Annotated in this window: 13 protein-coding genes; 6 read left to right on the top strand and 7 right to left on the bottom strand. The window is 60.1% G+C overall.

The features are described 5' to 3' along the window. The first annotated feature begins 63 nt into the window (after window positions 1–63). From SynA1825c_RS13170 to SynA1825c_RS13145, 6 genes are all read left to right on the top strand, one after another. Window positions 64–1,491, top strand: a complete 1,428-nt coding sequence (locus SynA1825c_RS13170) for a sodium:solute symporter family protein (RefSeq protein WP_186469697.1) — start codon at window positions 64–66, stop codon at window positions 1,489–1,491. Next, complete coding sequence (locus SynA1825c_RS13165) at window positions 1,488–1,631, top strand: hypothetical protein (protein ID WP_186469696.1); 144 nt, start codon at window positions 1,488–1,490, stop codon at window positions 1,629–1,631. Before SynA1825c_RS13170 ends, SynA1825c_RS13165 begins: the two co-directional genes overlap by 4 nt. Before the next feature lie 188 nt (window positions 1,632–1,819). Then, the gene (locus tag SynA1825c_RS13160) at window positions 1,820–2,890 is read left to right on the top strand and encodes an aspartate carbamoyltransferase (protein ID WP_222930016.1); all 1,071 of its coding nucleotides are present in this window, start codon (window positions 1,820–1,822) and stop codon (window positions 2,888–2,890) included. Window positions 2,891–2,899: 9 nt separating this feature from the next. Continuing rightward, window positions 2,900–4,924, top strand: coding sequence for an asparagine synthase (glutamine-hydrolyzing) (gene asnB, locus SynA1825c_RS13155; protein ID WP_186469694.1), 2,025 nt, complete (start codon window positions 2,900–2,902; stop codon window positions 4,922–4,924). 95 nt (window positions 4,925–5,019) lie between these two features. Next, complete coding sequence (locus tag SynA1825c_RS13150) at window positions 5,020–6,309, top strand: Zn-dependent hydrolase (protein WP_370523165.1); 1,290 nt, start codon at window positions 5,020–5,022, stop codon at window positions 6,307–6,309. After that, window positions 6,306–6,983, top strand: a complete 678-nt coding sequence (locus SynA1825c_RS13145) for a DUF1028 domain-containing protein (protein ID WP_186469692.1) — start codon at window positions 6,306–6,308, stop codon at window positions 6,981–6,983. The genes SynA1825c_RS13150 and SynA1825c_RS13145 overlap by 4 nt, the downstream gene beginning before the upstream one ends. Before the next feature lie 3 nt (window positions 6,984–6,986). On the opposite strand, the gene SynA1825c_RS13140 is transcribed toward SynA1825c_RS13145, so the two are convergent. From SynA1825c_RS13140 to SynA1825c_RS13110, 7 genes are all read right to left on the bottom strand, one after another. Then, window positions 6,987–7,205, bottom strand: coding sequence for a hypothetical protein (locus tag SynA1825c_RS13140; RefSeq protein WP_186469691.1), 219 nt, complete (start codon window positions 7,203–7,205; stop codon window positions 6,987–6,989). 81 nt (window positions 7,206–7,286) lie between these two features. Then, entirely contained in the window at window positions 7,287–7,454 is a 168-nt protein-coding gene (locus SynA1825c_RS13135; protein WP_186469690.1) for a DUF4278 domain-containing protein, read from the bottom strand. Between the two features lie 188 nt (window positions 7,455–7,642). Beyond that, window positions 7,643–8,413, bottom strand: coding sequence for a type 1 glutamine amidotransferase (locus SynA1825c_RS13130; RefSeq protein ID WP_186469689.1), 771 nt, complete (start codon window positions 8,411–8,413; stop codon window positions 7,643–7,645). Next, window positions 8,410–10,119 carry an urease subunit alpha gene (gene ureC, locus SynA1825c_RS13125; RefSeq protein WP_186469688.1) on the bottom strand — a complete coding sequence of 570 codons (1,710 nt, stop codon included), beginning with the start codon at window positions 10,117–10,119 and terminating at the stop codon, window positions 8,410–8,412. Before ureC ends, SynA1825c_RS13130 begins: the two co-directional genes overlap by 4 nt. A 3-nt stretch (window positions 10,120–10,122) precedes the next feature. Then, window positions 10,123–10,443, bottom strand: coding sequence for an urease subunit beta (locus tag SynA1825c_RS13120; protein ID WP_186469687.1), 321 nt, complete (start codon window positions 10,441–10,443; stop codon window positions 10,123–10,125). Window positions 10,444–10,453: 10 nt separating this feature from the next. Next, on the bottom strand, window positions 10,454–10,756 hold the full coding sequence (locus SynA1825c_RS13115; protein ID WP_038552166.1) for an urease subunit gamma: 303 nt from the start codon (window positions 10,754–10,756) through the stop codon (window positions 10,454–10,456). Between the two features lie 18 nt (window positions 10,757–10,774). Further along, a complete protein-coding gene (locus SynA1825c_RS13110) occupies window positions 10,775–11,713 on the bottom strand; it encodes an urease accessory protein UreD (RefSeq protein ID WP_186471230.1) in 939 nt (312 codons plus the stop codon).

The following is an 11,713-nucleotide window of genomic DNA, read 5'->3' as shown; positions in this document are numbered from 1 at the left end:
AGGTTCAACTGTGGTGATGATCGTGCGCGGCCACCTGGATTGGCGTGATCGGGGGGCTGACTGATGGCTGGCACCACTCCGTTCTTGGCCCCTGGAATCGCCTGGGCTTTGGTGGTTCTGTTTTCTGTGCTCTGGGTCGCCCTGGGTGTGGCCTGGGGGCGACGTGGCAAGGGTGATGCTGACGATTACATGCTGGCCGGCCGCAACATCGGTCTGGCCTTGAGCACGGCCACGTTGATGGCCTCCTGGGTGACCGGCAACACCACCCTTCTGGCCCCGGAATTTGGCTACAGAACGGGCCTCTGGGGCATGTTCAGCTACGGCTTGGCCGGATTGGGATTGATTTTGTTTGCGCCATTGGCGCTGCGGATCAAGCAGCTCATGCCCCATGGCCGCACCAGTGGAGACTTCATTCGCTTGCGCTATGGCCGGTTGGCCTGGTGGGTGTTCATGGTGATCACGGCCATCTACACCCTGGGTTTTCTGATGACCCAGGCGATGGGTGCTGGTCTGTTGTTGCAGGCACTTTCAGGGTTTGACTACCACGTCGGCATGGTGGTTGTGATTGGCGTCGCGACCCTTTACACCCTCTATGGCGGCATGCGTGCGGTGATCGGCACGGACTTCATTCAGTCGTTGCTGATCATGGTGTTGTTGGCGGTGGTGGCTGTGCTGGCGTTTCGCCAGTCGCCGATGCCGGAGGTGCATGCAGCTCTGGTGAACCAGCACCCAGATCGTCTGGATCTGCTGCTGCCTGCGGGCCTGCTGCTCGCCTGGAATTCAGCTTTGTTCTCGATGGGGGAGGTGTTTCATAACAACATCTGGTGGTCTCGGGTGTTTGCCAGTCGCCGAAGCGTGGTGATGACGTCGTTCGTTCTGGGGGGCCTCGCCTGGATGAGCGTTCCCTTGGTGACCGGTTCCATTGGCCTTGTGGCCCTAGCCCGTGATCTGCCTCTGCAGCAGGTGAACATGGTGTTTCCTGTGATGGCCGCTGATCTTCTGGGTGCCGGTGGTGCAGCGCTGGTGTTTGTGGTCGTGTTTGCCTCGCTCACCTCCACCTTGGATTCGCTGCTCGCCTCCACAGCTGATCTTTTGGCAGAAGATGTCTATTTCCGCCTGCTGCAGCCCCAGGCCAGTGATGCACAGCTCAAACAAGCGGCACGGATGATGGTGGTGGGACTGGCTGTGGTGACCCTGGCCTTGTCTTGGCCTCAGCTCGATTCATTGGCCTCCGTGTTGTTGTTCACGGGGTCCTTGGTGGCGTCCACCGTCTGGCCTGTGGCCTGTGGTTTGTACTGGCGCTCTGCTAGCCGTGGCGCTGCCATCTTGGCGATGCTCAGCGGAAGCCTGGTGGGCCTGGCCGCTTATGTGTTGATTGAGCCCTACTGCGCTGCGGTGTTCTCAGCTGCCATTTCTGCTCTCGTGATGCTGGTGGGCAGCCACCTTTGGCCGGAACGGTTTGATTTCGCACTCTTGAAGGAGGACCCATGATCACTTCCTTGTTTTCGGTGGTGCTTGGCCTGAAGGGGTTTGAGTTGGTGTTACTGGGTAGCCAGCTGGCGCTGGTGCTGTCAGTGGTGGTCTTGCTGCTGATCTGGTGGCTTGAGTATCGAAACGGACGAGTTTGGTAGTTATTAAGACTGAATTCTGAATCAGTTCCAAAGATCTCCCAGATTTACTGGCTTCGGCGCCCCCTGTTGCTAGAGGGTGATTTGAATCACATGGATGGCGCTGCTCAAGTTCCGTTTCATCGGGATTGCGCCTAGGAGCCTCGATGTTGAATACCAAGCAAGTTGCCCTGGAGGTTGAGGAGGCGCCCATGCGATTCGCGCCCCTTGGCCCAGACGTCTACGGCCGTACGCACCCCCAGTCGCTGCTGACCTGCATTGAGGAGGAGGCGGAACCCCTGCTCGACCTCGTGGATCAGCACGTGGTCTCGATCCAGTCGTTTCGTCCGCAAACGCTGCTGCAGTTGTTTCGATTGGCGGCGAAGTACGAGAGCAATCCCGAGCGCTACATCACGCACAACATGCCGCTGCAGGGCAAGATCTTGATCAACGCCTTCTATGAGCCCAGCACGCGCACTCGGTTGTCGTTCGACAGTGCTTGGCATCGGCTCGGTGGCAGCTCCATCAACATCACGGATCGCTCCACCACGGGGATTGCTAAAGGCGAATCGCTTGAGGATGTGGCGCACATGTTCAACAACTACGGCGACTGCGTGGTGTTGCGGGACAGCGATCCCGGAGCGGTTTACGCCATGTCGCAAACCCTGCGCATTCCAATCATCAATGCCGGGAATGGCCTGGATGAGCACCCGACGCAGGCGATGGCGGATCTCTTCACGATTTTCAAGTGGCGTCCGAGCCTGGCCCAGCCCATTGTTTCAGCGGACCAGAGAATCAGGATCGGCGTGATCGGTGTGCCGTCCAGGATGCGCACGGTGCGTTCGCTACTCAGGATTCTGGCCAAGTTCCCTCAGATCGTTGAGGAGGTCGTGGTGATTCATCACGCTGAGGCGGATCCTGAAGACACGTTGTTTGATGCCGGTCAGTGTGAGGAGCTCCAGGAGGCTGGTCTCAACTTGCGTTGCAGCACAGACTTACTCACGGAATTGCCACATTTGGATGTCACCTACATCAATGCCATCGCCTGGGTGGGCGACAGTTTTGAGGTGCATGGATCGCAGTTCCGGTTGACCAAGGATCTCCCCTACAAAGACGGCTCCATTGTTTTGCATCCGCTGGCTCGGGGAGCCGAACTGAGCACCTGCGTGGATGAGACACCTCACAACTGGTATTTCAGCCAGGCCCGAGGTGCGGTGTTTCTGCGTATGGCTCTCCTCACCTGCATGGTGAACCGGGCTGACCGGGTCATGGACGTCGTCTGAATCAGGGTTATGTGCGGTATCGGAGGTGTGTTTAACGCTGATCGTGACCAGACGGTCGATCGGCAGTTGCTGGTCAATATGGCAGCGATCCAAGCCCATCGCGGGCCGGATGGCTTCGGGGTGGAGTGTCTCGATCAGGCAGGGGTTGGTTTCTGCCATGCCCGGCTGTCGATCATTGATCTCAATGAGTCAAGAGCGCGGCAGCCGTTTCTTACCGATGACGGTGAGGTGTTGATGGCCCACAACGGTGAGTTCTATGACTTTCAGCGCATTCGCGCCGATCTCACCGCTCAGGGAGTTCGTTTCAGCAGCAAGAGCGATTCCGAGATTCTGCTGCGGCTCTATCAGCGCCAGGGCTTGAACGCGACCTTGCCCTTGCTACGAGGGGAATTCGCTTTCGCTCTGTTTGATCGCGAGGAGGATTGCCTCTATCTAGTGCGGGATCGTTTTGGGATCAAACCCCAGTACTGGGCCATGACATCCGAGGGATTGGTGTTCGGGTCGGAGCTCAAGGTGTTGTTCGCCCATCCTGCGGTGGAGCGACGTTTCACCTCGGAAGGCTTGTTCCATCAGCTGATGCAAACGATGGTGCCGGGCACCACTGCCTTTGCAGGGGTTCACCAGGTGAAGCCTGGGCACGTGCTGAAGGTGCAGCGTGCCCAGGGTCAGCTCGAGGTGTCCGAGTGGTCGTATTGGGATCTGAACTTTCCGCGCAAGGATGAGCGCGATCAAAGCCTGAGCGAGGCTGATCATGTTGCGGCCGTGCGCGCAGCGCTGCTGGAGGCCGTCGAACTGCGCATGGTTGCTGATGTGCCGGTCGGTTGTTACCTCTCCGGCGGGATCGACAGTTGTTCGATTCTTGGTCTGGCTTCTGCAGTGAGTCAGTCCCCAGTGCGGGCCTTCACCATCGGCTTTGATGATGCCCGATATGACGAATCACCGATCGCTCAGGAAATGGCGGAAGCCACGGGAGCGGAGCAGGATGTGATGCGCCTGTCAGGACGTGAGCTCTATGGATTCATGGAGCGCACCCTTTGGCATGCGGAGCGCACGATTTACAACACCCTGGCGGTGGCCAAATATCTGATGAGTCGCCACGTCAACAACGTTGACTACAAGGTGGTGATGACGGGTGAAGGCTCCGACGAGTTGTTCGGTGGCTACCCCGCGTTCCGCCGCGACATGTTCCTGCACGGTCTTGATGATCTGCCGGAGGAGGAACGCAGCAGCTGGGAGTCGCTGTTGCAGCAGTCGAATGCTCTGGTTCAGGGGGCGATGTTGGCCGCCGATCAAGTGGATGATCCTGCTTTGGAGGATGTGGTGGGTTTCACACCGAGTTGCCTGCAACCCTGGCTTGCCTGTGCCCCTCTCGTGCCGGCATTGCTGGCGGACTCTCATCGCCAGGCGGTCGAGGGGTACTCGCCTGGCCAGGCGATCGCCGATCAGCTCGATCCCGATCAACTTGAGGGTCGCCATGCCTTGGACAAGGCCCAGTACGTCTGGATCAAAACCATGCTTGAGGGTCAGATCTTGACCTGGGGTGGTGATCGTGTCGATATGGCGAATTCGATGGAAGCCCGTCCGGCTTTTTTGGACCACCACCTCGCCGCCGCCGCGGTGCGGGTTCCGCCGGAATTGCGGATCAAAGGCAAAACGGAGAAATACGTGTTGCGGGAAGCGATGGCTGGGCTGCTACCCGAGGTGCTCTACAAGCGTGAGAAGTTTGCCTTCATGGCGCCCCCTGCCCACACGGAGCCGGAGAAGTGGGCGCAGATGAAACAGTTGGCGGATGACTATCTCAGTGATGAAGCGATTGATGCCGCTGGACTGTTGAGCAAAGACGGCGTACGGGCTCTCTTTGATCGCCATGACCACCCGCAGACCACGGATTCCGAGCGCGTTCAGATGGACGCTGTGATCAACCACCTGCTGGGAGTGCAGATGTTGCACCGCATGTTCGTGGCTGCTGATGTTCCCGCTTTGGCACGAGAGGAGGCGGAGCGGTTGGGATGGCGTGTCTTGATGCCCGTTTGAATTCTTTGATCAGGGTTAAACAGTTGCATTGACGACAGGAAGTTTCGAAAACCCAGGCGAAAGTGACCGTTGGTTTGAACTAAGGGTCACGACCATTGCCACAACTGCTTTCCAATCGTCCACAAGCCACTCCAGTGGAGGCAACGGTTCGGAAAACAGCGGTAACCCCCAACCGTGCTCGCCTCATTCAATCGCTTGATCAGATGGCCTCCATCGGTCTGCAGGCCGATGGCAGTGTGTGTCGGCGCGGCTTCAGTGCGACTGATGTGCAGGGTCGTGATCAGCTGGCGGCCTGGATGAAAGCGTCCGGCTTGAAAGTTCGTGTCGATACGGCTGGCAATCTGATTGGCCGCTTGGAAGGGCAGGATCCCACTTTGCCCGTGCTGATGACGGGCTCTCACTTAGATACGGTGCCAACCGGCGGCCGTTTTGATGGCGTTCTCGGCGTGTTGGCCGGCCTTGAGGCAGCTCGTGCTCTTATGGATGCAGGCCTTGAATTACGTCATTCCTTTGAAGTGGTGGCCTTCGCTGACGAAGAGTCAACGATGGTCGGTTGCAAGGGCATGGCTGGGACTGCCTCTGCTGAGCCAACGGCTTATGCCACCAGCAACGGTGAGCCGATTGACGTCAACCTGAAGCGCATCGGGGGGCACTGGCCGTCCTTGGCGTCTGCCCGTCGTGCTGATCAGGCGATTGCAGCATTTCTGGAATTGCACGTTGAGCAGGGTGCTGTGCTGGAGCATCGCGGTGATGCCATCGGTGTTGTTGAAGGCATCGTTGGCCAGCGTCGGTTTTCCATTCAGGTGGAGGGTCAGCCCAACCATGCCGGTACGACGCCGATGACGTTGCGCAAGGACGCGTTGGCTGCAGCCTCCAGAGTGGTGCTCGCGGTCGAGTCCATCGCCCAACTTCACCCAGGGGATCCTGTGGCGACGGTGGGTCGGCTGGAGGTTTGGCCCAATGCCGCCAACGTGGTGCCCGGCTCCGTTTCGATGACGGTGGATATTCGGGATCTTAGCCCCGCTGTCTTGGATCAATTGGTCTCCAACCTGGAGATGGAGCTCGAGCGGATTTCCACTGCGACGGGATGCCCCATTCGTTTGGAGCCTCAGTTTCAGGTGGAGCCGACCCCAGCTGATGCCATGGTGATGTCGACCATTGCGTCAGTGGCCACGGATCTCGGCCTCCGCTGGAGTGGGCTGCCGAGTCGTGCCAGTCACGATGCCCAAGAGATTGGCCGTCGCTGGCCGATGGGCATGATTTTTGTTCCCAGCCGCGATGGTCTCAGCCATTCAGCGGCCGAATTCACCACTGACCGCCAGTGTGTGGATGGCACTGCTGTTTTGCTGGAAACCATTCAGCGGCTTGACAGTGCCCTCACATGACCTTTTCGATCGTTGCGCGAGATCCAAGCAACGGCCGGTTTGGGGTCGCCGTGGCAACTTGCCATTTGGCGGTGGGATCCACCGTCCCTCACATTCGTGCGGGGGTTGGTGCTGTGGCTACGCAAGCACACACCAATCCTTATCTCGGCATCTGTGGGCTGGAACGGCTTGAACAAAGTGCGGATGCCGATGAGGTCTTGAGCAGCCTGCTCGCCGATGACCCTCACCGTGATCAACGCCAGTTTCATCTCATTGATTCCACTGGTCGTACAGCCTGTTGGACTGGCCAGTCTTGTGGAGGCTGGGCAGGCCACCGCCATCACGCGAATCTTTCAGTGGCGGGAAATTATTTGGCTAGTAATGCAGTACTTGCAGCAATCGAAGAATCTTTCCTCTGCAGCGACCCGACGTGGAAATTAGGCCGTCGATTGATGTTGGCTCTTCAGGCAGGTGAAGCAGCAGGCGGCGACCAACGCTCTGACACATCAACATCTGCTGCGCTTCAAGTGAGTGGGGAAGCCGCTTTTCCACTTTTGGATTTGCGCGTCGACTTTCGTGATTCTGCTGTTGAAGAGTTGATGCGTGTATATGAACGCAGTCAGGAGCTCTGGGCTCAAGAGTGGCGCGATTCGTTTGCCGAATTGCCACGCTTAAACCGTCTGATAGCGGGCTGACTCTCAGGAGGCCACGGACGTTGCCCAATCCAGGCTGACGCCGGCTTGGCGAGCATCTTGAGCAAGTTGCTTCATGCAACTCACTTCGAACACGGCCTGCCCTGACAGCAGAGCATCCCACTCACTTTCGGGAAAGTGGCATTGGAGCCAGAACACTCCGTGGATGCTCGCTGGTTGAAGCAGCACCAGCTCGGAGTCGTGAGGTTGTGCAATCAGATCCACGCACCCAATGCATCGCTGGGTCCATTAACTCCTCAAGGCCCTGGCCTCAGTTGTTTTTCTTGATACCGAGTTGCGAATTCCTCAGCGTGTGTACTGAACGCCGCGATAAATCAACTCCACGGGGACCCTTTGAGGAGTGGTCTGGCGGGACTGGTACACATTGCGGCGGTACGTCAGCTGAATCACGGGCTTTTGTGCGGCGCCGTGGTTGGGGCTGTAGGTGTTTCCGCGATAGAGGAGTGTGGTCATGGTTGTTCAACGAAGCAAGCTCAGGTCCCCGTTCCATGGCCTGAGTCGTACTGCGCCACGCGTATTGCGTGGTGAACGCTTTGTAGCAGTTGCTACTAAATGATTGTCCGCTGTGGGTTTCTTCTTTGGTTGTTCAGATGGATACAGTTTTAGAAAACTTTTGCGTTTGATTTTTGCTTGGCGAAACCTTATTTGCCTGCGCTGCTTCCGGTCGTGAGCGGCAGCAACTGCCGCAGGGCGGCTTCGAAGAAACGTGAGCCTTGGGTTTGCAAGTCGTCTCCCACGCGATGCCACATCCGCATGATCTGCGCAGGGCCTTCCGCGCCCATGGCGCTCACCACATAGGCCTCGTCTTGCACGATCCATTGCTGGAGTGATGCCGTGCTCACTTCGAGGTGGCATTGCAGGCCAAGAGCGTGGCGACCGACTCGAAACACCTGTTCTGCACAGTGCAGTGAGGAGCCCAGCAGCGTCGCCTGCTTTGGGAGATGAATCCGGTCGCCGTGCCAATGCAGCACCGTGGTGCTTGTGCCCAGGTTCTCCAGCAACGGTTCGGTATCGGCTCCGATCAGCCAGTGAATCGCCCCAAGCCCGACTTCTTTTAGGGGCTGAGGTGGTTCCCCTACATGCAGTGGTTCCACTGAACCGCCTGCGGCAACAGCCAGAAGCTGTGCCCCCAGGCAGATGCCGATGACCGGCTTTTCAGCCTGGTGCCAGGCAGTTAGCCAATCGAGTTCTGCTTGGAGCCAGTTCAGTCCTGGGCTGTGTCGATCGTTCACGCCCATCGGTCCCCCCAGCACCAAAGCCAGGCAGTTAGGGCAGTCGCCCGGAGCGGGTAGCGCATCACCCAGGTCGGGACGCAGGATTCGGATGGTGAGGTCTTGTTGGGTTGCCAAACGGCCGATCAAATCAGGCCCTTCGTGGTCCACGTGTTGGACCACCAACAGCGTGGGGCTCAAAGCAGCAGATAGCGCTGGGCCAGGGGCAGCACTTCAGCGGGCTCGCAGGTGAGCAATTCACCGTCGGCGAATACCTCATAGGTCTGCGGGTCCACGCTCACCTCCGGCAGCGCTGAATTCAGCTTGAGTCCGCTCTTACCCACGCTGCGCGTTTCCATTACCGCCCTGCAGGTGCGTTCCAGCCCCAGCTGGCGTTGGATGTCGGCATCCATCGCCGCTGCGCTCACGAAGGTGAGACAACTGGGGGCGAGGGCCTTGCCGAAGGCACCGAACATCGGTCGGCCGTGCACCGGGCCGGGGGTGGGAATCGAGGCGTTGGCATCGCCCATCTGGGCCCAGACGATCGAACCGCCCTTCACCACCAGTTCCGGGCGAATGCCGAAGAAGCCCGGCTTCCAAAGTACGAGATCGGCGAGCTTGCCGGTTTCGATCGACCCCACCTCGCTGCTGATGCCGTGGGCCAACGCCGGGTTGATCGTCACCTTGGCGATGTAGCGCTTCAGCCGGTGGTTGTCGTTGCGAGCGGAGTCTTCCGGCAGGGCACCGCGCTGCACCTTCATCTTGTGGGCGGTCTGGAAGGTGCGTGTGATCACCTCGCCCACGCGGCCCATGGCTTGGGAGTCGCTGGCGATGATCGAGAAGGCGCCCAGGTCGTGAAGGATGTCTTCGGCGGCGATCGTTTCGCGCCGGATCCTTGATTCGGCGAAGGCCACGTCCTCGGGGATCTTCGGGTCGAGGTGGTGGCACACCATCAGCATGTCGAGGTGTTCCTCGAGCGTGTTGCGGGTGTAGGGCCGGGTTGGGTTGGTGCTGCTCGGAAGCACGTTGGCCTCGCCGCAGATCTTGATGATGTCGGGGGCATGGCCGCCGCCGGCACCTTCCGTGTGGAAGGTGTGAATGGTGCGTCCTTTGATGGCGGCGATCGTGTCTTCCACGAAGCCGGCTTCATTCAAGGTGTCGGTGTGGATGCACACTTGTACATCCATCCGGTCGGCCACCGACAGGCAGGCATCGATCGTGGCGGGAGTAGTGCCCCAGTCTTCATGCAGCTTCAGGCCGCAGGCGCCTGCGCGCACCTGCTCTTCCAGGGCTTCTGGGGTGCTGGCGTTGCCTTTGCCGAAGAAGCCCAGGTTCACTGGCAAGCCTTCGGCGGCTTGGAGCATCCGGCCGATGTGGAAGGCGCCGGGCGTGCAGGTGGTGGCATTGGTGCCGGTGGCCGGTCCGGTGCCACCGCCCATCAGGGTGGTGACCCCGCTGGCCAGGGCGGTTTCGATCTGCTGGGGGCAGATGAAGTGGATGTGGGTGTCGATGCCACCGGCCGTGAGGATGTGTCCTTCGCCGGCGATGGCTTCCGTGCCGGGGCCCACCACGATCGTCACCCCTTCCTGGGTGTCGGGGTTACCGGCTTTGCCGATACCGACGATGCGGCCGTCCTTGAGGCCGACATCCGCTTTCACGATGCCCCACCAGTCGAGGATCAGGGCATTGGTGATCACCGTATCGACGGCGCCTTCGGCACGCGGGGTCTGGGACTGGCCCATGCCGTCGCGGATCACCTTGCCGCCGCCGAACTTCACCTCATCGCCGTAGACGGTGTAGTCCTTCTCGACTTCCAGAATCAGATCGGTGTCGGCCAGGCGAACCCGGTCGCCGGTGGTGGGTCCATAGGTTTCGGCGTAGGCCTGGCGGGAGATGCGGTAGGGCATGGGTCAGGCGTCGAGGGGTCCGTTGATCTGGCCGTTGAAGCCGATGACGCGTCGCGCACCGGCGAAGGGAATCAGGTGCACGTCGCGGCTGTCGCCGGGTTCGAAGCGGATGGCGGTGCCAGCGGGGATGTCGAGCCGTTGACCGCGGGCCGCGGCACGGTCGAACTGCAGGGCGGCGTTGGCTTCGGCGAAATGGAAATGGGAGCCCACCTGCACCGGCCGGTCGCCGCTGTTGGAGACGCTCAGCGTGGTGACGGGGCGGCCTGCATTCAGCTCGAGTTCTCCCGGTTCGGGGAGCAGTTCGCCTGGTATGAGAGGTGCCATGGGTTCTGCCTCAGCGAATCGGGTCGTGCAGGGTGACGAGCTTGGTGCCATCGGGAAAGACCGCTTCGATCTGCACCTCATGGACGAGCTCGGGCACTCCCTCCATCACCTGGTCTTGACGCAGCCAGGTGGTGCCGTCCTGCATCAGCTCCGCCACGCTCTTGCCGTCGCGGGCGCCTTCCAGCACCAGAAAACTGAGCCAGGCCACCGCTTCGGGGTGGTTGAGTTTCAGACCACGGTTCAAGCGCCGCTCAGCCAGCAGTGCTGCGGTCACGATTAGGAGCTTGTCCTTTTCCTGGGGACTGAGATGCATGGCGAAGCTCGGTCTTGTTCAGTGTGTCTCTGCCGGCGCCGGCGCAGTGTTCAGTGTGGACTTTGATCGCTGTAAGGGCTGTTCCTGTAAGGGCCAAACCCGTGGGATCTCGGGCTGACTGAGGTTCCTCAAGTGGCGGGTGCGGGCCCAGATACGGCTGAACCAGAAGCGAGCGTCGCGGCTGGAGTGGCCCAGATAGCGAGCCACCAGTCCTTGCGCCAGCGCACTGCAGCGCATCGTGCCCTCCAGGCCTTCACGATCCGCCCGTGCTCCGTCCAGCAGCTCTTGGATTTCCGATGGTTGCAGCTTGCGAGGGGCGGCCCATGCGAGGGATCCAAACACCGGGGCTCCGCCCATGCCGTGGTTGTCACTCAGGCTGTCGCCCCCCAGTTCGATTCGGTCCACGAGTTCCCAGCGACGTCCTTCAGGGCCACAACGTTGAATCTCCAAGCTGGAGCGCCATCGACCCTGATCGAGCTGTTCGCCCGCAGCGGTCCGTCCTAGTCGCACAATCTCGGCACTGAGGAACGACGCGTTGTCAGGCAGGGTCACGTTCAGGTTCTGCTCATAGAGCGCGTTGGCATACAGCACCAGTTCCTGGGGGAGCCACTCCAGATCCCCATGGTCACTGAGATGTGCCTTCACGGTTTGCTGTGCCCAAGAGCCTTGGGGCTGGATGCGGCTAAGGCCGATCGATCCATACACCTTCTGCGCGGCCACACTGGTTACCAGGCTGCGACTGTGATCTAAAAGGTTCAGATCGATGCTGAGGCGGTCACCCCCCACCAGCCCTCCCGCTGTGTGCAGCAGGGGGATATCGCAGCGGCCATCGCCGCCGATTTCGCCTCGCATCAGTTTGAAGGGCGCACTGCAGCCCCCTTGATGGCGTGTGCGGCCGTGCTGATCCATGTGGAATTGCAGCTGGCAACGGCCGTGCCAGGGCTCAAGACCTCTCAT

The organism is Synechococcus sp. A18-25c, assembly GCF_014280035.1.
Classification (GTDB): Bacteria; Cyanobacteriota; Cyanobacteriia; order PCC-6307; family Cyanobiaceae; genus Synechococcus_C.
This window is presented reverse-complemented; position numbering and strand designations above follow the sequence as displayed.

Coding starts and splice junctions, on each gene's coding strand:
- SynA1825c_RS13165 (WP_186469696.1), top strand. CDS start 1,488: ATGATCACTTCCTTGTTTTCGGTGGTGCTTGGCCTGAAGGGGTTTGAG.
- SynA1825c_RS13115 (WP_038552166.1), bottom strand. CDS start 10,756: ATGCATCTCAGTCCCCAGGAAAAGGACAAGCTCCTAATCGTGACCGCA.
- SynA1825c_RS13110 (WP_186471230.1), bottom strand. CDS start 11,713: ATGAGAGGTCTTGAGCCCTGGCACGGCCGTTGCCAGCTGCAATTCCAC.
- ureC (WP_186469688.1), bottom strand. CDS start 10,119: ATGCCCTACCGCATCTCCCGCCAGGCCTACGCCGAAACCTATGGACCC.
- SynA1825c_RS13160 (WP_222930016.1), top strand. CDS start 1,820: ATGCGATTCGCGCCCCTTGGCCCAGACGTCTACGGCCGTACGCACCCC.
- SynA1825c_RS13145 (WP_186469692.1), top strand. CDS start 6,306: ATGACCTTTTCGATCGTTGCGCGAGATCCAAGCAACGGCCGGTTTGGG.
- SynA1825c_RS13120 (WP_186469687.1), bottom strand. CDS start 10,443: ATGGCACCTCTCATACCAGGCGAACTGCTCCCCGAACCGGGAGAACTC.
- asnB (WP_186469694.1), top strand. CDS start 2,900: ATGTGCGGTATCGGAGGTGTGTTTAACGCTGATCGTGACCAGACGGTC.
- SynA1825c_RS13135 (WP_186469690.1), bottom strand. CDS start 7,454: ATGACCACACTCCTCTATCGCGGAAACACCTACAGCCCCAACCACGGC.
- SynA1825c_RS13170 (WP_186469697.1), top strand. CDS start 64: ATGGCTGGCACCACTCCGTTCTTGGCCCCTGGAATCGCCTGGGCTTTG.